At 62.7% G+C, this 21,563-nt stretch carries 25 protein-coding genes and 1 pseudogene; 14 read left to right on the top strand and 12 right to left on the bottom strand.

Features of this window, described 5'->3' with window-relative positions; translation table 11 throughout:
• The first annotated feature begins 2 nt into the window (after positions 1-2).
• The 3 genes from ACFOMF_RS13070 (at position 3) to ACFOMF_RS13060 (ending at position 2,133) form a co-directional block, all read left to right on the top strand.
• The gene (locus tag ACFOMF_RS13070) at positions 3-887 is read left to right on the top strand and encodes a cation diffusion facilitator family transporter (protein WP_386365504.1); all 885 of its coding nucleotides are present in this window, start codon (positions 3-5) and stop codon (positions 885-887) included.
• 444 nt (positions 888-1,331) lie between these two features.
• Positions 1,332-1,808 carry an Lrp/AsnC family transcriptional regulator gene (locus ACFOMF_RS13065; protein ID WP_386365502.1) on the top strand — a complete coding sequence of 159 codons (477 nt, stop codon included), beginning with the start codon at positions 1,332-1,334 and terminating at the stop codon, positions 1,806-1,808.
• Positions 1,809-1,932: 124 nt separating this feature from the next.
• Entirely contained in the window at positions 1,933-2,133 is a 201-nt protein-coding gene (locus tag ACFOMF_RS13060; protein ID WP_386365500.1) for a DUF2788 domain-containing protein, read from the top strand.
• A gap of 27 nt (positions 2,134-2,160) precedes the next feature.
• Here the strand turns inward: ACFOMF_RS13060 and ACFOMF_RS13055 are convergent, their stop codons facing one another.
• Entirely contained in the window at positions 2,161-2,772 is a 612-nt protein-coding gene (locus ACFOMF_RS13055; protein ID WP_386365498.1) for a pseudouridine synthase, read from the bottom strand.
• A gap of 266 nt (positions 2,773-3,038) precedes the next feature.
• Between ACFOMF_RS13055 and urtA the strand changes: the two genes are divergently transcribed.
• From urtA to ACFOMF_RS13025, 6 genes are all read left to right on the top strand, one after another.
• Positions 3,039-4,307: an urea ABC transporter substrate-binding protein gene (gene urtA, locus ACFOMF_RS13050; protein ID WP_386365496.1), complete on the top strand. Its 1,269-nt coding sequence runs from the start codon at positions 3,039-3,041 to the stop codon at positions 4,305-4,307.
• 211 nt (positions 4,308-4,518) lie between these two features.
• Positions 4,519-6,078 carry an urea ABC transporter permease subunit UrtB gene (gene urtB / locus ACFOMF_RS13045; protein WP_386365494.1) on the top strand — a complete coding sequence of 520 codons (1,560 nt, stop codon included), beginning with the start codon at positions 4,519-4,521 and terminating at the stop codon, positions 6,076-6,078.
• Entirely contained in the window at positions 6,078-7,157 is a 1,080-nt protein-coding gene (gene urtC, locus ACFOMF_RS13040) for an urea ABC transporter permease subunit UrtC (RefSeq protein WP_386365492.1), read from the top strand. Before urtB ends, urtC begins: the two co-directional genes overlap by 1 nt.
• Before the next feature lie 20 nt (positions 7,158-7,177).
• Positions 7,178-7,978: an urea ABC transporter ATP-binding protein UrtD gene (urtD, locus tag ACFOMF_RS13035; protein ID WP_386365841.1), complete on the top strand. Its 801-nt coding sequence runs from the start codon at positions 7,178-7,180 to the stop codon at positions 7,976-7,978.
• Positions 7,979-8,108: 130 nt separating this feature from the next.
• Positions 8,109-8,807 (top strand): urea ABC transporter ATP-binding subunit UrtE, encoded by a 699-nt coding sequence (gene urtE, locus ACFOMF_RS13030; protein WP_386365490.1) that lies wholly within the window; start codon positions 8,109-8,111, stop codon positions 8,805-8,807.
• Between the two features lie 173 nt (positions 8,808-8,980).
• Complete coding sequence (locus ACFOMF_RS13025; protein WP_386365487.1) at positions 8,981-9,529, top strand: hypothetical protein; 549 nt, start codon at positions 8,981-8,983, stop codon at positions 9,527-9,529.
• A gap of 12 nt (positions 9,530-9,541) precedes the next feature.
• Here ACFOMF_RS13025 and ACFOMF_RS13020 read toward each other — a convergent pair whose 3' ends face one another.
• Entirely contained in the window at positions 9,542-10,039 is a 498-nt protein-coding gene (locus tag ACFOMF_RS13020) for an MOSC domain-containing protein (RefSeq protein WP_386365485.1), read from the bottom strand.
• Positions 10,040-10,239: 200 nt separating this feature from the next.
• On the opposite strand from ACFOMF_RS13020, the gene ACFOMF_RS13015 reads away from it, so the two are divergent.
• From ACFOMF_RS13015 to ACFOMF_RS13005, 3 genes are all read left to right on the top strand, one after another.
• Positions 10,240-10,695 carry a DUF305 domain-containing protein gene (locus ACFOMF_RS13015; protein ID WP_386365483.1) on the top strand — a complete coding sequence of 152 codons (456 nt, stop codon included), beginning with the start codon at positions 10,240-10,242 and terminating at the stop codon, positions 10,693-10,695.
• A gap of 88 nt (positions 10,696-10,783) precedes the next feature.
• Complete coding sequence (locus ACFOMF_RS13010) at positions 10,784-11,170, top strand: DUF6152 family protein (RefSeq protein ID WP_386365481.1); 387 nt, start codon at positions 10,784-10,786, stop codon at positions 11,168-11,170.
• Between the two features lie 3 nt (positions 11,171-11,173).
• Positions 11,174-11,647, top strand: a complete 474-nt coding sequence (locus ACFOMF_RS13005; RefSeq protein ID WP_386365478.1) for a DUF2214 domain-containing protein — start codon at positions 11,174-11,176, stop codon at positions 11,645-11,647.
• Here the strand turns inward: ACFOMF_RS13005 and ACFOMF_RS13000 are convergent.
• The 9 genes and pseudogenes from ACFOMF_RS13000 to ACFOMF_RS12960 all read right to left on the bottom strand — a co-directional run bounded on the left by ACFOMF_RS13000 (position 11,640) and on the right by ACFOMF_RS12960 (position 20,220).
• Positions 11,640-12,731, bottom strand: coding sequence for a calcium/sodium antiporter (locus tag ACFOMF_RS13000; RefSeq protein ID WP_386365476.1), 1,092 nt, complete (start codon positions 12,729-12,731; stop codon positions 11,640-11,642). The genes ACFOMF_RS13005 and ACFOMF_RS13000 overlap by 8 nt on opposite strands.
• A 104-nt stretch (positions 12,732-12,835) precedes the next feature.
• Positions 12,836-12,973, bottom strand: a pseudogene (locus ACFOMF_RS12995) (MBL fold metallo-hydrolase); the annotation flags it as partial.
• An 84-nt stretch (positions 12,974-13,057) separates the two neighbouring features.
• A complete protein-coding gene (locus ACFOMF_RS12990; RefSeq protein WP_386365474.1) occupies positions 13,058-13,480 on the bottom strand; it encodes a VOC family protein in 423 nt (140 codons plus the stop codon).
• An 80-nt stretch (positions 13,481-13,560) separates the two neighbouring features.
• Positions 13,561-14,814 carry an OprD family porin gene (locus ACFOMF_RS12985; RefSeq protein WP_386365839.1) on the bottom strand — a complete coding sequence of 418 codons (1,254 nt, stop codon included), beginning with the start codon at positions 14,812-14,814 and terminating at the stop codon, positions 13,561-13,563.
• 68 nt (positions 14,815-14,882) lie between these two features.
• Positions 14,883-16,217 carry an MFS transporter gene (locus ACFOMF_RS12980; protein WP_386365472.1) on the bottom strand — a complete coding sequence of 445 codons (1,335 nt, stop codon included), beginning with the start codon at positions 16,215-16,217 and terminating at the stop codon, positions 14,883-14,885.
• A gap of 38 nt (positions 16,218-16,255) precedes the next feature.
• Positions 16,256-17,278, bottom strand: a complete 1,023-nt coding sequence (benC, locus tag ACFOMF_RS12975) for a benzoate 1,2-dioxygenase electron transfer component BenC (RefSeq protein WP_386365470.1) — start codon at positions 17,276-17,278, stop codon at positions 16,256-16,258.
• Between the two features lie 10 nt (positions 17,279-17,288).
• Positions 17,289-17,777, bottom strand: a complete 489-nt coding sequence (benB, locus tag ACFOMF_RS12970) for a benzoate 1,2-dioxygenase small subunit (RefSeq protein ID WP_386365468.1) — start codon at positions 17,775-17,777, stop codon at positions 17,289-17,291.
• Positions 17,774-19,159: a Rieske 2Fe-2S domain-containing protein gene (locus tag ACFOMF_RS12965; RefSeq protein ID WP_386365466.1), complete on the bottom strand. Its 1,386-nt coding sequence runs from the start codon at positions 19,157-19,159 to the stop codon at positions 17,774-17,776. Before ACFOMF_RS12965 ends, benB begins: the two co-directional genes overlap by 4 nt.
• A gap of 92 nt (positions 19,160-19,251) precedes the next feature.
• Positions 19,252-20,220, bottom strand: a complete 969-nt coding sequence (locus ACFOMF_RS12960; protein ID WP_386365464.1) for an AraC family transcriptional regulator — start codon at positions 20,218-20,220, stop codon at positions 19,252-19,254.
• 83 nt (positions 20,221-20,303) lie between these two features.
• On the opposite strand from ACFOMF_RS12960, the gene ACFOMF_RS12955 reads away from it, so the two are divergent.
• Positions 20,304-20,504, top strand: coding sequence for a hypothetical protein (locus ACFOMF_RS12955; protein WP_386365462.1), 201 nt, complete (start codon positions 20,304-20,306; stop codon positions 20,502-20,504).
• 61 nt (positions 20,505-20,565) lie between these two features.
• Complete coding sequence (locus ACFOMF_RS12950; protein ID WP_386365460.1) at positions 20,566-20,961, top strand: VOC family protein; 396 nt, start codon at positions 20,566-20,568, stop codon at positions 20,959-20,961.
• Positions 20,962-21,079: 118 nt separating this feature from the next.
• Here ACFOMF_RS12950 and ACFOMF_RS12945 read toward each other — a convergent pair whose 3' ends face one another.
• Positions 21,080-21,406, bottom strand: coding sequence for a four-helix bundle copper-binding protein (locus tag ACFOMF_RS12945; protein ID WP_386365458.1), 327 nt, complete (start codon positions 21,404-21,406; stop codon positions 21,080-21,082).
• Positions 21,407-21,563: the final 157 nt, after the last annotated feature.

Here is a 21,563-nt window from a genome sequence, read left to right as displayed (position 1 = left end):
CGGTGAGCGTCCCCGAGCTGCATGCACGCCTGCTGCGCCGGGCGACCCGCGCCGCGCTGGCCACTGCGCTGTTCCTCGCCGCCTGCAAGGCGGTTGCCTGGTGGCTCAGCGGCTCGGTCAGCCTGCTCGCCGGGCTGACCGACTCGCTGCTCGATGGCGCGGCCTCGATGCTCAACCTGATGGCCGTGCATTATTCCCTGCGTCCAGCCGACGACGACCACCGCTATGGTCATGGCAAGGCGGAAGCCCTGGCCGGCCTCGGCCAGGCGGCCTTCATCGCCATCAGTGCGCTGGTGGTGGGCTATCAGGGCGTGGATCGTCTGCTGAACCCGGCGCCGCTGGGCGCCGCTGGCGTCGGCATCGCGGTGATGATCCTGTCGCTGGTGATGACCGCGCTCCTGTTGGCCTACCAGTATCATGTGATCCGGATCACCCGTTCCACGGCGATACGCGCCGACTCCCTGCATTACCGCTCCGACCTGCTGCTCAACAGCAGCATTCTGGTGGCGCTGATTCTCGCCAGTTTCGGGCTTGAACGGGTCGACGCGCTGTTCGGCATCGGCATCGCCTTCTACATCCTCTGGAGCGCATTGAGTATCGTGCGCGAAGCCGGCCGGGTGCTGATGGACAAGGAGATTTCGCCCGAAGTGAACGAGCATATGCACCGGTTGGCCTGCGCGGTGCCGGGGGTGCTGGGCTGCCATGACCTGCGCACCCGGGTGTCGGGCACCCGCTGGTTCGTCCAGGCCCACATCGAACTGCCTGGGGCGATGCCGCTGACCCGGGCACATGACCTGTGCGAGTCGGTGGAGCATGCGATCCGCCATGAATACCCCAGCGCCGAAGTGCTGGTGCATCCCGATCCGGTCGACCGCAGCGGACTCTAGTGGCCTGCGCGGTGGTCGGTTAACTCAGGTTCGGATGATCGTGGTTCCGCGACAAGGCGCTGCGACGAGTCATGGCTGGGCTATGGCGCGAGGAGCGGCAACCCGTACCGTGGCCGTGAGCGCCGAAATTGACTAACTGACACTAACCAAACGGGCCACCAGGCCCGGAAAACGAAAGGGAGGCCGGAGCCTCCCTGGGTTCGCTTGCTTCAACATCGCCTTGTGGGCTCTGCGTTGCCTGGTACGCCCCCCGGGTAGGAGGACGGTGGAGGAGCCCGGGGTCTCGGGCGGCCACTGCATGGGGGCCAGGGCATCGAAGTAGGTAAAGCTTACCGACACCGGTGCAGCAGAACTCTTCCTTTATTGCCCCCAACCTTACCGATAGCGCAATATTTCACCGCAATGACCATTAAAATCGCAACAGATCACCAGGCACCGCAATAAATGAGCAAACTCGATCGTTACGATCTGAAAATCCTCGCCGAGCTGCAGCACGATGCACGCATCTCCAATGCCGAGTTGGCCGAGCGCATCGGCCTGTCGCCCTCGCCCTGCTCGCGGCGGGTCAAGCAGCTCGAGGACGACGGCTACATCCTGCGCCAGGTTGCCCTGCTCAACCGCAAGCCCCTCGGCCTGACCCTCACCGCCTATGTGCTGATCGGCATGGACCGGCATACGCCGGAGCGCTTCGAACATTTCGAGGCAGTCATCGGCAACTGTCCGGAGGTTCTGGAATGCAGCCTGGTGACCGGCATGGATGCGGACTACCAACTGAAGGTGGTGGTGCCGGACATGGACCGTTACCAGCAGTTTCTGCTGGGCACCCTGACTCGCATCGAAGGGGTCTCCAGCGTGCGCTCGAGCTTTGTCCTGCGCCAGGTATTGTCGAGCACCGAACTGCCCTTGCAGCACCTGCGTTGAGCACCACTCGGCGCAATTGATCGAAGAAATTTGCCTCCCGGTAGTCCATCCCTATAATCCGAGCGCTTTACCGGCCGCGCTGGGGCAAGGCCGGTTTCAAGAGCCCTTTCCACGAGGAGGATCGATGGATCCCGAGGTGTTCGAATACTGGATGATGACCGGCCTGATTACGGCCCTGGTCGCCTTCATGGCCTTTATCGTCTGGGACCTGGCAAAGAAATCCAAGGCAGGCCGCTATGGCACCTTTGTACTCTTCTTTGCCCTTGGCCTCGGGGTGCTCGGCTTCGTGATCAAGGGCATCGTGATCAGCGGCATGGGCAACTGACCGCCGCGCCCAGCCAGGAACGGCCGGCTAGAGACGCGCCGGCACCTCCCGCCACTGCCCCGGCTCCAGCCCGTCCAGCGACCAGGGGCCGATGCGCACCCGCACCAGCCGCAACGTCGGCAAGCCCACCGCAGCGGTCATCCGCCGCACCTGGCGGTTGCGCCCCTCGCGGATCACCAGCTCCAGCCAACTGGTCGGTACCGACTTGCGGAAACGCACCGGCGGCGTACGCGGCCAAAGTTCCGGCTCGTCCAGCCGCTGCGCTTCGGCTGGAAGGGTCGGCCCGTCATTGAGCTGAACCCCGTCGCGCAACCGCTGCAGCTGCACCTCGTCCGGCTCACCCTCCACCTGAACCCAATAGGTCTTGGCCAGCTTGTGCCGGGGATCAGCGATGCGCGCCTGCAGGCGGCCATCGTTGGTGAGCAGCAGCAGGCCCTCGCTGTCCCGGTCAAGCCGGCCGGCCGGGTAGACACCGGGAACCGGAATGAACGTCTTGAGCGTGGCACGACCCTCGCCGTCGTTGAACTGGGTCAGCACGTCGAAGGGCTTGTTGAATAACAGCAGGCGGGGCTCGGCAGGCGGCGCCTTGGGAATACGACGCGCCTGGGCGGCGGCGCGGGAGGGGGCGGGAGGAGGCATGGCGATCAAGTTCAGCGAGGGGACATGCGGGGCAGATTACCAGCTTGCCGGAAACCGGAACGCTTAGCACCGAAATAGTGCAAATTAGACGCACAGCGCGCCAAGACAGCGCCGCAATTTGGTGCACCGCTGGGTCGCACCTGACCAAACACTCAGGTTCTCCTTGTTTTTCAGTCAGTTAACCGGGTTGGCATGCTTTCTGCCCTTTGCTTTGCGCTTTCCCAGACATCCCACAGTTGCGCACGGATAGCCAAGGAGCCTTAACAATGAAACGCCGTCCCTTCCTGAAATCCACCCTCGCCGCCAGCGCCCTGGTGTTGAGCGGCCTTTTCCCGTTCACCCTGCAGGCTGCCGAAACCATCAAGGTCGGCATCCTCCACTCGCTGTCGGGCACCATGGCCATCTCCGAGACGTCGCTCAAGGACATGGCGTTGATGACCATCGAAGAAATCAACGCCAATGGCGGGGTGATGGGCAAGCAGCTGGAGCCGGTGGTGGTGGACCCTGCGTCCAACTGGCCGCTGTTCGCCGAGCGCGCTCGCCAGTTGCTGACCCAGGATCAGGTCGCAGTGGTCTTCGGCTGCTGGACCTCGGTGTCGCGCAAGTCGGTGCTGCCGGTGTTCGAGGAGCTCAACGGCCTGCTGTTCTACCCTGTCCAGTATGAAGGCGAAGAGATGTCGCCGAACGTGTTCTACACCGGCGCCGCCCCGAACCAGCAGGCCATCCCGGCGGTGGAGTACCTGATGAGCGAAGACGGCGGCAGCGCCGAGCGCTTCTTCCTGCTGGGCACCGACTACGTCTACCCGCGCACCACCAACAAGATCCTGCGCAACTTCCTGCACAGCAAGGGCATCCCGGACAGCGCCATCGAAGAGGTCTACACCCCCTTCGGCCACGCCGATTACCAGACCATCGTCGCCAACATCAAGCGCTTCTCCGCTGGCGGCAAGACCGCGGTGGTGTCCACCATCAACGGCGACTCCAACGTGCCCTTCTACCGCGAACTGGCCAACCAGGGCCTGGACGCCACCGACGTGCCGGTGGTGGCCTTCTCCGTCGGCGAGGAAGAACTGCGCGGCATCGACACCAAGCCGTTGGTGGGTCACCTCTCGGCCTGGAACTACTTCCAGTCGGTCGATAGCGACGTGAACGAGCAGTTCGTCGCCAACTGGCAGGCCTACGCCCAGAAGCGCAACCTGCCCAACGCCAGCACTGCGGTCACCAATGACCCCATGGAAGCCACCTACGTCGGCATCAACATGTGGGCGCAGGCGGTCGAGAAGGCCGGCAGCACCGAAGTGGACGAGGTGCGCAAGGCCATGGCCGGGCAGACCTTCCAGGCGCCGAGCGGCTACACCCTGAAGATGGACGAAACCAACCACCACCTGCACAAGCCCGTGATGATCGGTGAAGTCCAGGGCGACGGCCAGTTCTCGGTGGTCTGGGAAACCGACGAGCCGATCCGCGCCCAGCCGTGGAGCCCCTTCATCGAAGGCAACGACAAGAAGCCTGACCATCCGGTGAAGAGCCACTGATCTAGCGTCGGCCGCGCCTCTTCGCGCGGCCTTCGATGGAAAGCGCCGGTGGCTTGGAGGCTTGACGACAGAGCGAGCCCCCCGACGGCCTTCCAGGGTCGAGTCTGCAGGGTGGCCTTCAGCCCGCCCTGCAGATCCGGACGAAACACTCGGCTTGCACGCCCAGCCTCCAGGCTTCAGCGCTCTTGCCGATTTTCCTGAGGTAACTGCCTTGTACCGAATCCTATTTCTGCTGGCGCTGCTGCTGCCGCTGTCCGCCCATGCCGGCGACGCGGCGGACTTCGTGGCGGCCAGTTCCACCGGCCAGGCCAGACTGCTCGAGCAGTGGGCCGCCGATCCCCAGGCCGAGCGCCTGCCGTTGCTGGAAGTGCTGCGGGACAACCGCCTGGCCAGCGATCGCAACGACGTGCCCTTCATCGAAACCCCGGACGGCTGGGTGCCCGCCGAGGGCGAGGCGGTGCCCGAGGGCACGCCGCGCAAGGTGCGCCTGAACAACCGCCTGCGCGGCCTGATAGGCGCTGCCCATGCCAGCCACCAGCTGTTTGCCGAAGACCCGGCCGTGCGCATGCGCGCCGCCCGCGAACTGCAGCGCCGCGCCAGTCCTGAACAGCAGGCCCTCCTGGCCGAGCGGGTCGAGGCCGAGGAAGACGACGCCGTACGCGAGGCGCTGAGCCTGGCACTGGCCAACCTGCAGCTGGGCAACGAGGATCCGGCCGTACGCATCGCTGCCGTGCAGCTGCTCGGTGAAACCGGCCAGCCCCGCGCCCGTGCCCGGCTGGAAGCATTGCTGGCAGACGAGACCGAAACCCATGCGGAGGTCCGCGCCGCCGCCGAAGCCAGCCTGGCCCAGGTCAACCGTCGACTGCTGGTCGGCGAGGTGCTGGGGCAGGCGTTCACCGGGCTGTCCCTGGGCTCGGTGCTGCTGCTGGCCGCCCTGGGCCTGGCCATCACCTTCGGCCTGCTGGGGGTGATCAACATGGCCCATGGCGAGATGCTGATGATCGGCGCCTACACCACCTATGTGGTGCAGACCCTGTTCCGTCAGTACGCCCCCGGCGCCTTCGACCTCTACCCGCTGGCCGCGCTGCCGATCGCCTTCCTGGTCACCGCGATGATCGGCATGGCGCTGGAACGCACGGTGATCCGCCATCTCTACGGCCGTCCACTGGAGACCCTGCTGGCCACCTGGGGCATCAGCCTGATCCTGATCCAGGCCGTGCGGGTGACCTTTGGCGCGCAGAACGTCGAGGTTTCCAGCCCCGGCTGGCTGTCCGGCGGGGTGCAGGTGCTGCCCAACCTGGTGCTGCCCTGGAGCCGCATGGTGATCATCGGCTTCGCCCTGTTCGTGGTCGGCCTGACCTGGCTGCTGCTGAACAAAACCCGCCTGGGCCTGAACGTCCGTGCAGTCACCCAGAACCGCAACATGGCCGCCTGCTGCGGCGTGCCCACCGGGCGAATCGACATGATGGCCTTCGGGCTCGGCTCCGGCATCGCCGGGCTGGGCGGCGTGGCGCTGTCGCAGATCGGCAACGTCGGCCCGGACCTCGGCCAGAGCTACATCATCGACTCCTTCCTGGTGGTGGTGCTCGGTGGCGTCGGCCAGTTGGCCGGCAGCATCTTCGCCGCCTTCGGCCTGGGCATCGCCAACAAGATTCTCGAACCACAGATCGGCGCCGTGCTGGGCAAGATCCTCATCCTTGCGCTGATCATCCTGTTCATCCAGAAGCGTCCCCAGGGCCTCTTCGCACTCAAGGGACGGGTGATCGACTGATGAACCAGCCTCTTTCTGTTACCGCCGCGCAAAAGGCCGGCCCCAGGCTGACCGTCGCCGTTGTCGGCATCGCCCTGCTGGCCCTGGCGCTGATGCCGGCGCTGCACCTGCTGCCACCGGATCATGCCCTGCACGTCTCGGCCTACACCCTGACCGTGGTCGGGCGGATCCTCTGCTACGCCATCGTCGCCCTGGCGCTGGACCTGGTCTGGGGCTACGCCGGCATGCTGTCGCTGGGCCACGGGCTATTCTTCGCCCTCGGTGGCTACGCCATGGGCATGTACCTGATGCGCCAGGCTGCCGGCGATGGCCTGCCAGCGTTCATGTCGTTTCTCGCCTGGAACGAGTTGCCCTGGTACTGGTACGGCACCTCCAGCTTTCTCTGGGCGATGTGCCTGGTGGTGCTGGTGCCCGGCCTGCTGGCCCTGGTGTTCGGCTTCTTCGCCTTCCGTTCGCGGATCAAGGGCGTGTACTTCTCGATCATGACCCAGGCGCTGACCTTTGCCGGCATGCTCTTGTTCTTCCGCAACGAGACCGGCTTCGGCGGCAACAATGGATTCACCGGTTTCACCCGCATCCTCGGTTACGAGATCACCGCCCGCGGCACCCGCGCCGCGCTGTTCCTGGCCACCGTGCTGCTGCTGTCCGGCTGTATCTACGTCGGCTGGCGCCTGGCCCGGAGCAAGTTCGGCCGGGTGCTGACCGCGGTGCGCGACGCCGAGAACCGGCTGATGTTCTGCGGCTACGATCCGCGCGGCTACAAGCTGTTCATCTGGGTGCTGTCGGCGGTCATGTGCGGCCTGGCCGGCGCGCTGTACGTGCCCCAGGTGGGCATCATCAACCCCAGCGAAATGGCCCCGACCCAGTCCATCGAAGCGGCCATCTGGGTCGCCCTCGGCGGGCGCGGCACGCTGATCGGGCCGATCCTCGGCGCTGGCATCGTCAATGGCGCGAAAAGCTGGTTCACCGTGGCCTTCCCGGAATACTGGCTGTTCTTCCTCGGCGCGCTGTTCATCGTGGTGACCCTGTTCCTGCCCCGTGGGGTGATCGGCCTGCTGAAAAAACGAGGTGAGTCATGACCCCGACCGCAACCCCCGAGATGGGCAAAATTCACGACGCCATCGGCGCCCGCCGTGGCGCCAGCAAGGGCTTGAACACCCCCCACGGCACCATCCTGACCCTGGAAGACATCAACGTCAGCTTCGACGGCTTCAAGGCGCTGACCGACCTGACGCTGTATATCGGCGTCGGCGAACTGCGCTGCGTGATCGGCCCCAACGGCGCCGGAAAGACCACCTTGATGGACGTGATCACGGGCAAGACCCGGCCCAAGAGCGGCACCGCCTACTTTGGCGAGACCCTGGACCTGACCGGGATGAGCGAGGTGGAGATCGCCCAGGCCGGCATCGGCCGCAAGTTTCAGAAGCCCACGGTGTTCGAGGCGCTGAGCGTGTTCGAGAACCTGGAACTGGCCCAGAAGACCGACAAGTCGGTGTGGGCCAGCCTGCGGGCGAAGCTGCGCGGCGAACAGCGCGACCGCATCGACGAGGTACTCGCCACCATCCGCCTCGGCCACGAGCGCCAGCGCCCGGCCGGCCTGCTGTCCCACGGGCAGAAGCAGTTTCTCGAGATCGGCATGCTGCTGGTCCAGGACCCTGCCCTGCTGCTGCTGGACGAACCGGTGGCCGGCATGACCGACGCCGAAACCGAATTCACCGCCGAACTCTTCAAAGGCCTCGCCGGCAAGCACTCGCTGATGGTGGTCGAGCACGACATGGGCTTCGTCGGCTCCATCGCTGACCATGTCACCGTGCTCCACCAGGGGCAGGTGCTGGCGGAGGGAAGCCTGGAGCAGGTGCAGGCGAATGAGCGGGTGATCGAGGTGTACCTCGGCCGCTAGCGGCCCCAAGAACGATAAGCGCGCAGAAGGCCGAAGGCTGGGAAAAGCGCGAAGGCGGCTCCGCGCTGCTTTTCGCCCAGCTTCGGTTGGCATCCAGCGGCTACCAATAACAGCGGCTTCCGAGGGAAACATGCTCCAAGTCGAGAAATTGCATCAATTCTATGGCGGCAGCCACATTCTCCGCGGCGTCTCCTTCGAGGCGAAGATCGGTGAGGTGACCTGCCTGCTGGGCCGTAACGGGGTGGGCAAGACCACCCTGCTCAAGTGCCTGATGGGCCTGATTCCGGCAAAGGACGGCCAGGTGAACTGGGAGGGCAAGGCCATCACCGGCTACAAGCCCCACCAGCGCGTGCAGTCCGGCATCGCCTATGTGCCCCAGGGGCGGGAGATCTTTCCGCGACTGACGGTGGAGGAGAACCTGCTGATGGGCCTGTCGCGCTTCAGCGCCCGCGAGGCGAAGGAGGTGCCGGGGTTCATCTACGAGCTGTTCCCGGTGCTGCAGGAGATGAAGCACCGCCGCGGCGGCGACCTCTCCGGCGGTCAGCAGCAGCAACTGGCGATTGGCCGCGCCCTGGCGACCCGTCCCCGCCTACTGATCCTCGACGAGCCCACCGAAGGCATCCAGCCCTCGGTGATCAAGGAGATCGGCGTCGTGATCAAGAAGCTCGCCGCCGGTGGCGACATGGCTATCCTCCTGGTGGAGCAGTTCTACGACTTCGCCGCCGAGCTGGCCGACCAGTACCTGGTGATGAGCCGCGGCGAGATCATCCAGCAGGGCCGCGGGGCGAACATGGAAGCCGAGGGCGTGCAGAAACTGGTGGCCATCTGAGCCTCGTCCCGCCGGAGGATGCGCCGCGCCTGGCGGGGCCGCCGCCCTGGCACAGGGCTCGCGCAGGGGGCCAAACGCGCGCCAGAAACGGCCAGTCACCCCTGCGAGCATGCCTGCCACGATTTACCGATTAGACTCAGAGGTACCTTTCCCTGCACAGACAGGAGTCCTCGATGAAACAGCAACTGGTGGAACTAATCACCCTGATCAGCTCAGGCGCCCTTGATGAGCGTGACATCGAGCGGATCGCCGACGAGGCGGCCCTCGCCTATGCCGATCCGCAGGCCTACCTCGCCAGTCATTTGGGCAACGGCTACGAAGAAGGCAGCCGCCAGTCCCTGGGCGAATGGGTGCTGCTCGACAACCTGCCGGACAATGTCCTGTTTCAGGCTCAGCAGGCCGATGAGCTGTATCGAAAGATCATCAACTCCTTCGGCCCGGAGCAGCCGGCCAATCTGGCGCTCCCGCCCGAGGCACTGACCGGCCTTGAACTGCTCGACGCGCTCGAGCGGATCCACGCCCAACTGAGCGCGCTGTATCCGAAGACCGACGGCTACGAGCTGGTGGAATTCGGCGAACCGCTCGAAGAGGGTTTGCAGATGGTGCTGATCTACACCCGCGACCTGCCGCGACTGCAGGCGCTGGCGGTGGAAACGGGTATCTATGCAGCGCCCGCCTTCGAGAACCGGCTGACCGAACTGGGCGACGGCGAAGACGGCTGACCGGGCCGGCCGTCAGCCCGGCAGCACCTCGACGGCATCGCCCAAGCAAATCAGGCCGTCTTCGAGGATGCGTGCGGTGATGCCGCCGTGCCCGCGCATAGCGTTGTAGCCGCCGGTACCGAACAGCGTCTCCATTTTCGAACAAGGGTGGCACTCGCCGCTGTATTCGAGCAGCGCCTCGCCGACGCGGAAGCGCTTGCCCTTCAGCGCCAGCAGGTTGATCCCCCGGGTGAGCAGGTTTCGCCGCACCTCGCCGGCCAGGACCTCATCGCGCCCCAGATAACTGGCGATGGCGGCCAGATCCTCGGCCTGGATCAGGGTCACCTGGCGCTTGCCGTTGCTGCTGGTGCGGTAGCGATCGCCCTCCAGCCCCTGCGCGGTCAATGCACGCACCCGCTGCACCGCCTGCATCGGCGCGCCCCGCGCCGGGCGCAGGCCGATCCACATGAGACGACCCGGTCGCACGGGCGCTGCCAGCAGCGCGGCCAGCGTCGATTGGGAATCCAGCACGCGCCCCTCCATCACCAACAGACAAGGTCGGGATTCTCACACGGGCCAGGGTCCGGCGCCATGCGAGGCAATGCCGATCGCGGTTGAACCGATCGCCCGCCTCACCAGTCTCCATCGAAAGGCCCTGACGCCGACCGCCGCCGCGGCTCCCCCAGCAGACCCCCGACGGTGTCGGCCCCATCCAGACCGGGAGTTCGCCCATGCACATGCGCTATTGGCGCTTCGCCGCCATGATCGCCACCTCCACCGTCGTCATGTTCGGTGTCATGTACCTGAACACCTACAGCATCGAACATGTGCGCTGGAGTGAAACCCGCGCCTGGATGGCACTGCTGATGGGCGCGGTGATGGCAGTGATCATGCTCAGCTTCATGCTCAACATGTACATGAACAAAGCGCTGAACCTGGCCATTTACGTCGGCAGCGTGATGATCTTCGCGCTCTGCCTCTGGCTCGTCCGCAGCCAGACCACCGTCGATCAGGTCGACTACATGAAAGCGATGATTCCACATCATTCCATCGCCATCATGACCAGCGAACGCGCCCAGATCAGCGACCCACGGGTGCGCCAACTGGCCGACGAGATCATCGAGGCCCAGCGTCGTGAAATCGCCGAAATGGAGGCGCTGATCGCGGATCTGCAAGGCGATGACTAAAAAATCGGGAAAAATCGGGGTCTGTCCCCCCATTTCACCCTTTAGCGGGTTCCATTTAGAGGGTTGTCCCCATTTAGAGGGTACCGATATGACGCACCGTTCATTGCGCATCCCATCCCTGGCTGCCCTGCTGCTGGCATGCCTGTTCGCCGCCCATGCCATGGCCCATCACGGCTGGTCCTGGGCCGAGGCCGAGCAGATCGAGCTGACCGGCACCGTCGAGCGCGTACAGATCGCACCGCCCCACCCCTGGCTGGAAATCGAGACCGAGGACGACGGTACCTGGCGCGTTGAACTGGGCAACCCGCGCGGTACCGAGCGCGCTGGGTTCGTCGAGGGCTCGGCGCAACCGGGCGACAGGATCACCGCCGTGGGGAACCGCTCCAAAGATCGCGGCGAGAAGCGGATGAAAGCGGTCCAGCTGACCGTCGGCGACAGGACCTACGACATCTACCCCGAGCGCATCCAGCCCTGACCGGTGAGCCCGGATATCTGGACCCTGCTCTCGGAGCTGCCGCCGGCTGCGTTCCTGCGGGGCTCCAGCCTGGTCTACCTGCTGGTCAACGCCGCCCACATCGCCTCGCTCGGGCTGCTGATCGGCACCATCGTCTCGCTGGACCTGCGGGTGCTCGGCCTTTGCCGGGGCGTGCCCCTGCAGGCCATTGGCCCCTTCCTGTCCCGCATGGCCGGCTGGGGCCTGGGCCTGGCCATCCTCACCGGCCTGTGGCTGTTCTCGGTGAACGCCCCCACCTACGTGGACAACCTCGCCTTCCGCTGGAAGCTGGTGCTGATCGGCCTTGGACTGGTCAATGTGGTCATGACGCATGCCCGCCGGGACTGGCGCTCGCCCTCCGATGCCGAGGTCACGCCCGCCCTGCGGGTGCATGCCGGGTTGTCACTGGCGATATGGCTGGGCGTGGTGCTGGCCGGGCGGTGGATCGGCTTCATGTAGATTGCTGGCGGCGCCAGGCCTGCGCCGCCAGGACCAGCAGGGTCACCGCCGTCAGCGGCAGAACGTAGCCAAGCATGGCGTGCCCCAGGCGGTCAGCGAACACTGTTTCAGCGGATGTGGAGAGGATCAAATAGGTGGTGTAGGCGGCGTAGTAGGCAAGAAATACCAGCCCCTCCCAACGCGCGATGCTGTAACCGGTGAAGAAGATCGGCAGGCAGGCCAACGCCACGCCGATCATCACCGGGATGTCGAAGGCCAGAGCGTTGGCCGACACCACGATCGCCTCGGGCGACACCAGCGAGGCCAGGCCCAGCACGCAGAGCAGGTTGAAGATGTTGCTGCCGACGATGTTGCCCACCGCGATGTCCCGCTCACCCCGGATCGCCGCGAGCACCGAGGTGGCCAGTTCAGGCAGCGAAGTGCCAATCGCCACCACGGTCAGTCCGATCACCAGTTCCGACAGGCCGAGCGCCCGCGCGAGCCCCACCGCGCCCTCGACCAGAAAGTGCGCGCCGCCGACCAGCAGTGCCAGGCCCACCAGCACCAGCAGCGTATTGATCATCCAGGCATGGGGTCGGGGCGCCTCGTGCTGGCCGTACTCCTTTTCGAACTCGTCGTCAGCCGCGGCCTTGTCGCGACGACTGCTGATGATCAGGAAGGCGGTATAGGCAAGGATGCCGGCAAACAGGATCGCCCCATCGAAACGACTCAGCGCTCCGTCCCAGGCGAGCGCGAGGGTGAGCAGGCTGGCGCCGATCATGATCGGCACGTCCAGGCGAATCAGCTGACGCGACACCACCAACGGCGCGATCAACGCGGTCAGGCCGAGGATGAACAGAACGTTGCCGATGTTGCTGCCAACCACGTTGCCGATGGCGAGATCGCCACTGCCGTCCAGCGCCGCCTGAACGCTCACCGCCGTCTCCGGCGCGCTGGTGCCGAACGCCACCACCGTAAGCCCCACGACCAACGGCGGGATGCCGAATTGCGCGGCGAGCTTGGCGGCGCCACGCACCAGCACCTCCGCGCCAATCACCAACAGGATAAGACCACCGATCAGGTAGACGAAGGTCATGAGGGTCATGCCGAGGCTCCGGGGAGAAAGGGAAACGGTTGGGTGAGCAGAATATAGGCGGATAGCGGGGCCGGGGTAATGGGGGGCTGACTCTATTTTTTTCGCCTTAAAGGGCGCAACAGGCGGTGCTGGGTGCCCTCGTCGCAATCGATCAGGTACTGCCCCTTGCCGGTGTCTCGCTGTAGCGCCAGCCCGCTGACATTACGGGCCTTGATGGGGGTGCCGAAGGAGGTCGAGAAGAGCAGGTCCAGGTATTTCTCCAGAAATCGTTCTCGCGCCAGTATGGCGCACGGCATTCGACACTGAACATGGACCTGCTGCGCCGAGCCCCAAGTTCATGGCCGCTCGCAGTTGACCATCCAGGACACACCGAAACGGTCGGTGAACATGCCGAAGCGCTCGGCCCAGAAGGTTTTCTCCAGTGGCATCACGACCTGTCCGCCCTCGGACAGCGCAGCGAACAGGCGCTCGCCTTCGGCGACGACGCCAGGATGGAGACTGATCGAGCAGCCCTTGATGCCTTCATAGGGCGCGCCGCCGCAGAACTCGCCGGGCAGCGTGTCCGAAGCCATCAGGCGGAAATCGCCCAGGCTCAGGCAGACATGCATGACGCGATCGTGGTACTCGGCAGGAAACTGCTCGGCGTCCGGCGCCTCGCCGAAGCTGAACAGTTCCAGCGTGCCGCCCAGCACCTGTTGATAAAAGGTGAAGGCCTCGCGGGCCTGACTGCCGAAGGTGAGATAGGTGGAAATCTTCATCTGCTTTTCCTCGTGCTAGCGAGCGACGGGCATCCATTGTTGTCATCAATCGAGCAGCAATCGATGCCCGTGGAGATCGGCTAAAGCAGCTTCCAGCTGTACGTGAAGATCAGGCGATTTTCATGCACGTCGCTGCGATAGTTCGAGCGTGCCATGGCGTTACGCAGACGAAAACCGAGGCCCTTCAGCGCTCCGCTCTGGACGACATACGCCACATCGATATCCCTTTCATGCTCCCGTCCTTCATAGCCCTTGCCCGTATCCACATTGCTCCCCTGGATCCAGCGAAGAGACGTGTTCAGGCCGGGGAGGCCCAATGCGGCAAAATCGTACTCGTGACGTACTTGCCAGGAGCGCTCGTCGGTAAAAGCGAACTCGTACGTTGGCGTTTCGTTACCCAAGGGGCTGATGTTGGAGAAGACGCGTGGGAACGGGCTATCTCCGCACATCGCCTGGTAACCTACGCTCAGGGTGTGTCCACCGCGCTTGAACGAAAGAACGGAGAACAAGGCCTGGTTGTCGATATCGCCCAGCAGCCGGTCACCATCTTCACGAGCATTGAAGTATCCAAGGTTCAATGCGGCTGTCCAGTCGCCTATGGGGCGGTTATGTTTCAGCCCCAGGAATCCTTGGCGATAGATGTCTTCGAGTTGGCCCAACCAGGTGCTGATGCTGGTCCGCTTGTCATCAAAGACATAGTCGCCACCAACGTAATTGAATCCGTCACTGTTTACCTGCCGTTGCGGCAAGTGTCCCAGGACGGCCTGAATTCTCTCGTCGCCCCCCTCATTGCGCAGGTGGGTTGAGTTCAGGTGTCCCGCTTGGAAGGTCAATCCATTGACCTCCTGAGAGGTGATACTGACTCCTTGGTAGCTAGGCGGCAGTAGGCGGACGTCGCTGAACATCAAGATCGGGAGGTTGGGCTGGAGATCGCCGAAGCGTAACTCTGTCTTCCGGTAACGGACCTTAGCTGCGACCCCGATACGGCTGTAGTCGTCAGCAGCCTTCCCATCTCCATGTACGGGAAGCAACCCTGTATTTACCCTGTCAGGGCTACTGTCGAGTTTGATTCCCAGTAGGCCCTGGGCATCCAGCCCGACCCCCAATGTCCCAGGTGTGAAGCCTGACTTGAAGTCCAGAATGAAGCCTTGGGCCCATTCCTGAGCCTTCGACTGCTGATTGCTTCCGGCAATGTCGGAAAAGTCCCGGCTGAAAAAGTAGTTACGCGTTGTCAGAGTGGCACTGGAACCGTTCATAAATCCTTCTGACGTCCCCGCATTGCTTGCGACAGGTATCGCCAGGGCGAGCGGAACCGACAACAGCACGATGGCCATTGATTGATGAGTCATGAGTCGTGATCTCTAGTTGTTATTTCACGAGAATGCAGCGGACGGGTTCAGCTTCAGGCGTCTGTGGAGAGAGCCAGGGAGCTCCTCTTTTCCGGCACCTGCGTACCGACGAAGCACATGGCTACCGCGGCGAGGGCGCCGGGGATCGCAAAGGCCATGAAGTTGAGGTGCAGGGGGAGTTGTAGCGCCAGCAAGGCCCCGCCCAGCAGCGGACCGATGATGGCGCCGATACGGCCGATTCCCGAGGCCCAACCGATTCCAGTCGAGCGGATCGACATCGGGTAGAACTGCGCGACGCATGCATAGGCTAGAATCTGCGCGCCGATAGTGGTGGCACCGGTGATCGCGACGAGGATGTACAAGACCCACTGAGGGCTGTGGAACCCCATCAGGCTGATGCAAAGCGCAGCGACCATGAAAAACACCACCAGAACCCGCGAGAGCTGCAAGCGATCTCCCAGCCAGCCCCCACCTACCGCGCCGATGATCGCGCCGACGTTCAACACCAGGAGGAACCTGAGGCTGGAGTCGAAGCCGTAGCCGGCATTGTTCATCAGCTTCGGCAGCCAGGAGCTCAGCGCATAAGACATCAGCAAGCAGCAGAAGAAGGTTATCCAGAACATCAGGGTGTTAAGAGCCCGTCCCTGGTGAAACAACTGAGGCACTGCCGCCCCTTGCCGGGAGCCGGCAGAAAGCTCCAGCAGGTCATCGTTCTGGCGCTGGTAGCTGGGCGCGATGCGCTCCAGGACCGCCTGTGCTTCCGCTGTCCGTCCCTGCCGCACCATGAAGCCGACCGACTCGGGCAGAAATCGAAGAATCAACGGCAGCAACAGCAGCGGGATGACCGCCAGCCAGAAAACTGACTGCCAACCGAACCTGGGCAGCAGGGCGATCCCCAGCCCCGCCGAAAGCATACCGCCCACCGAGTAACCGCTGAACATCACGGCCACCAGCGTGCTGCGCACCTTCTTCGGCGAGTACTCATTCATCAGCGCAACGACATTGGGCATCACGCCACCGATGCCCAGCCCAGCGAGGAAGCGGCACAGGGAGAACTGGCCCGGCGTCTGCGCGAAGCCATTGAGGACCGTGAAACCGCTGAACAGAACGACACAAATGGTGATCGACCATTTGCGTCCGATGCGATCCGAAAGCGGACCGAACGTCAGCGCCCCGAGCATCATCCCAAACAAGGCATAACTGCCCATTGCTCCCGCTTGAACAGGGGTCAGCCCCCATTCCTGCATCAACGTGGGAAGCACGACACCGTAGATGACGAGGTCATATCCATCGAAGACTACGATCAACGCGCACCAGAACAGCACGCGCCAGTGGAACGCAGTCATAGGTGCCCTGTCGATCAGGGCGTTTACGTCGATCGTTCGCATGGCATTCATCTCTTTCTTGTTATTGATACGCGCGCTACTCAGGCGGCTAGCGTTCGTGCCTGAGTGAACTTCTCGTAGTGGAAACCAGCCGGGACCAGGTTGTTGGCGGCGAGGTAACCCCGTACCGCATCAACCATGGGCGGCGGGCCGCACAGGTAGACATCAACGTCGCCGTCATTGAGAACCGAAGGGGAAAGGTGATCCGTGACGTATCCCTTGCGGGGATGGTGCGAATCGGGGGCGCTAACGCTGGTCAGGAACTCGAAATCCGGCAGCGAGGTGCGAAGCTGTTCCAATCGATCCAGCAGCACCAGGTCCTGATCGCGCGAGGCGCCATAGAACAGTCTCACCGGTACTTCGCAACCGGTGCTTGCCAGCACGTCGAGCATTGAGAGCATAGGCGCGAGCCCGGTGCCTCCGGCCAGCATCAGGATCGGCCTGGACGGCTCGCGCAGGTAGAAACTGCCCAGCGGCCCCGTCAGCTTCAGTTGCTCACCCTCCCTTGCTGCATCCAGGTAGTTCCCCATCACCCCCCCCGGCACACGCTTGATCAGGAAGCTGAATCGAGGAAGGCCGGGGGCCGAACTGAACGAATAAGCCCTCGTCTCGCCGCTACCCGGCACTTCAATGTTGACGTACTGACCTGGCAGAAAGACTGGTGCCCTGGAACCGGACGACGCTTCCAACGTCAGTTCGATGGCGGCCTCTTCGAGGGGCAACACTTCCACCAGCCTTGCCTCGAAGCCGGTGATGTCGGTCTTGCAGGCGGTAGAGGGGACCGGCACGGACACGACGCAGTCACTTTCAGGCTTCATCTGGCAAGTCAGGATGAGGCCGTCGTTGGCCTCGTCCTCGCTCAGCGCCTCTTCGATGAAGTCGTCACCCAAGTCGTAGTCGCCAGACTCACAGTGGCATTTGCAGGTCCCGCAGACCCCGTCCGAGCAGTTCATGGGAAGATTGATGCGGGCCCGATATGCCGCGTCCAGGACGGTTTCCCCGGCGTTGCAGTCAATGAATCGGGTCACGCCGTCCTCGAAGTTGAGTGCGATGCGATAGCTCATTCTGGTTACCTCAGACGTGATAGATATCGAGAACCTGGTGGATGCAGTCGTTGTTGAGCACGACCTTCTTCCGGGTAATCAGCGGACCTTCGCCGCGCATGTCCAAGGTGTAGAACGCACTACCGAAGTACTGCCCGACCTTCTTGTAGCGGTAGAACAAGGTATGCCAGTTGAAGCGGACCTCGACTTGATGCTCATCCTGCTTGAGGATTTCCACGTTGCTGATGTTGTGCGTAGTCCTGGGTTCCGGAGTACTGGCGCCGGAGCGCTCGGTCTTAATGCGAAACACCCGATCTTCCAGACCGCCTCGATTGCTGTAGTACATCAGGGAAATGCACTTCCTCGGGTCGTCCACAAGTTGGTCATTGTCATCCCAGCAGGGCAGCCAGAACTCGACCTGAGACGCATAGCACTCCAGCCACTCATCCCACTTCCGTTCGTCCAGCAGACGTGCCTCGTAGTAAACAAACGCTGCGATCTCGGCGATGTCACGGTTCATGCTTGAATCTCCCCGCGGTCGCAAGCAATCAGAGCGGCGCGATCCTTGTTCAACCCTTCAAGTAATGCCTCCGCCCAGTAAGCGTGCTGGCGTACGAACAGACCCTCGTCCTCGGTCTTGACGCCGCTGAGCAACGGGCGCAGGCCCAGTGCCCGGGCGTTGTCGTCAGGACCTTCCACCCAGCGGGTTGCGCCACGGCTGAGATCGTTCCACTCGGCGGCCAATCCATGGAAGCCTTCCTGGCTTGCGCGGAACTCCTCCAGGTCGTCAGGCGTACCCATACCGCTCACGTTGAAGAAGTCTTCGTACTGGCGAATGCGGATCGTCCGGGTCTGTTCATCCTCACCTTTCGGTGCGAAGCAGTAGATGGTGACTTCTGTCTTGTCGACGGAGAGTGGCCGGACCACGCGGATCTGCGTGGAGACCTGGTCCATCAGATAGAGGTTGGGGTAGATGCACAGGTTGCGTGTCTGGTTGACGATGGCATCGGCACGAACCTCCCCAAACTTTGCGACCAGGGCGGCACGGTGAGCGTAGATGGGGCGCACCTCCGGGTTGATCAGGCGGGTCCAGAGCAGGAGGTGCCCATTCTCGAAGGAGTAGGAGCCTCCCACGCTTTTCGACCAGCCATTGGCATCAACGGTCTTCACGCCGCCATCGTCGTAGTTCCGGCGGCCCATGGTGGCCACGTAGTTCCAGTGCACCGTGCTCACGTGGTAGCCATCAGCGCCGTTTTCGGTCTGTAGCTTCCAGTTGCCGTCATAGACATAAGACGAACTGCCACGCAGCACTTCAATGCCTTCCGGGGCCTGGTCGACGATCTGGTCGATGATCAACCTGCTTTCGCCCAGAAATTCGGTCAGTGGCAGTACGTCTGCATTTAGGCTGCCAAAGAGGAATCCGCGATAGCTCTCGAAGTGCGGAAGCTGCTTCAGGTCGTGGGAGCCGTCGCAGTCGAACGACTCCGGATATCCACCGGTCTTGGCATCCTTGACCTTGAGCAGCTTGCCCGAGTTACTGAAGCTCCAGCCGTGGAACGGACAGGTGAAAGCGGGCTTGTTGCCGTATTTGCGACGACACAGAGTAGCACCGCGGTGTGCGCAGGCATTGATCATCCCGTGCAAATGGCCATGCTTGTCACGCGTGATGACGATAGGCTGTCGGCCCAGGGTCGTGGTGAAATAGTCGTTGACCTCGGGAATCTGGCTTTCATGGGCAAGGAAAACCCAGTTGCCCTCAAAGAGGTGCTTGAGCTCCAGATCGAATAATTCCTGATCGGTGAATATGTCGCGACGGCAGCGGAAGGCGCCACTTACCGGGTCTTCCTCAACGGCTTCGGCAATGCGACGACTCAGGCGGGCGGGATCGCTCTGATTGTTCATGGGGATGAACCCTCCTTATTTTTGTACAGGCGGGTCCAGCGTATGGAAGGTCAGCCATAGCCAACAGCCGATGGCTGCAATTCAAGAGCCGATTACTGCAAGGGGCTGCGGTAGCGTTGGTAAGTTTGGGAAGGCAATTCGCCGAACAGCTGCTTGTAGGACTGAGCGAAGCGGCCCGGATTAAGGAAGCCGTAGTCCAGCGCCACCTCGGTGACATTGCGAACAGGGCTGCCCGGATCACTCAATAGCAAGTGAACACGGTGAAGCTTACGACTCCGCACATAATGCAGCGGAGAAGTGGCGGTGAACCGCTCGAACAGGCCGTATAGGGAACGCTCGCTTACTCCTGCCAGCCGCGCCATCTGTCCGACAGTAAAGTCTTGCGTCAGGTGCTGCTCGATATGGGCCAACAGCGCGTCGAAGGATGACTTTTGATCCTGCGGCGGCACCACTAGACCATTATGGGGAAGCAGGCTGAGCAGCTTGCTGGAAAGAATCTTTGCGTAATAGTCTTGGACCTGTGGCGGAAACGCAGAATTTTCCGCCTCCGCACACAGTAGCTGAATGAGGCTGTCCAACCCTCCGAGCACCGGCAGGCTATGGCGGGTTCTGGCAAAACGGATGCCCGCTTCCGGTCGCAGCAAGTGATTCTCTTGGCAACTGCTGTCGAGCAGCCCCACCGGCATCTTGATGATTAGTTTCTTGCAGTCGTCCGAGTACGTCAGCACCACGGGCTCGTCCGGATTGATGATCATCAACTCCCCAGGAACGAAGTGGTGCTCGCCTTCGCGTCCTCTCCACTGGCAGTGCCCTGTCAGTAGGATCTGCAGATGGTAGATCGTATCCAGCGACGTGGTGGCGACCGTCACACGGCCGCCATAACTCAGCTGGCACAAGTCCATGCTCGCGAATTTGCGATGTTCCAGGCTGGCCTGAGGGCGGCCGTGGGAGGGGAGTTGGATGGAGTGAGAGCCCACGTGAGCGTTCACGTAGTCGGATACCTCATAGGGATCCGCCCGCGTGAAAATCTGGCTCCTACCGCTCAGAAACATGTTCTGCATGGTTATGGCTCATGCGCCTCATCAAAGCCTTTCTTATTAGTTGCCGGGCTTCATGGCCCGGCTTAGAGCGATGATGATCGAACGTGAGTCAAAGCGCTACATCCAACTATGTCGGCATGATCGCCGGTGTCTTCTTCGGCCTGATGTTCGGCTTCGGCGGTATCGGCGCCGCGCTCGGGCACCTGGCGGATATCCATGGCATCGAGTACATGTATAAGCTGTGTTCCTACCTGCCGTTGCTCGGCATCCTGACGATTCTGCTGCCTTCCACCAGACGCTCCTGAGGCGCTGCGTCAGGGAAGACTATGGTTACGACGGGATTCCAGTCCGCATGGAGGAAAGGCCATGAAGATCGCGGTAACCAGTGTGCTCGTCGACGAGCAGGCGAAGGCCTTGGCCTTCTACCGGGACGTGCTCGGTTTCGAGCTCAAGCACGACATCCCCATGGGCGAGCACCGCTGGCTCACCCTCACGTCGCCCGGTAATCCCAACGGGATCGAGCTGCTGCTGGAGCCCGATGCCCACTCCGCGGCCAAGCCGTTCAAATCGGCGATCAAGCAGGACGGCATTCCTTTCACCTTCTTCGCGGTCGACGACCTGCAGGCGGAGTACGACCGGCTTTGCGCGGCCGGCGTCCGTTTCACCGGGCCGCCGGCCGCCGTGGGGGCGGCTACCGTTGCCATCTTCGACGACACCTGTGGCAATCTCATCCAGATCGTCCCAGCAGAATTGAACCGCTGACGGCACCTGCGGAAAAATCGCGGGGAAAAATCGGGGAAAAATCGGGGTCTGTCCCCGAATAGCGCCGAATAGCGCACGTCGAGACGGCCGCCCCGCGTCAACGGGCCGCCCATACTACTCAGGCAGCCATTTTCTCGCATTGCTCCGCACAGGCGAGGCAAGCTTCGGCACAACGCTGGCAGTGATCGGCACTGTGTTTTTTGCATTCTTCGCCACAGGCACGGCACACCTGGGCACAAACCCGGCACAATTCTGCAGCATGATCGCTGCCCCGAGCCATGAATGCAGCCGCCATACGGCAAATTTGTGCGCAATCTATGTCTAGCTCGATACAGCGAGCCATCATCTTAACGTCGTCTTCTTTTAAGCAGGCAGAAGAACACATGTCGCAAATAACAGCGCAGTTGCTACATGCCTCCATACACGACTGGAAATCTTGATTCATGGATCTTCTCCTCTGTGGATTCGAATAGCCTGCGATGAGGAGGCTTACAGCTATGCCCTGAAGCAGGCTATGCAGTCGACCCATGTCTCAAGAGCAAGGTTTCTTCTGTTAGCCAAACTGACAGAATTGTAATGATCTGGGCGCCGCGCGAAATGCT

Source organism: Stutzerimonas tarimensis (genome assembly GCF_042648805.1).
GTDB lineage: Bacteria > Pseudomonadota > Gammaproteobacteria > Pseudomonadales > Pseudomonadaceae > Azomonas > Azomonas tarimensis.
The sequence above is the reverse complement of the archived record's forward strand: the minus strand, read 5'-3'. Positions and strand labels throughout refer to the sequence as shown.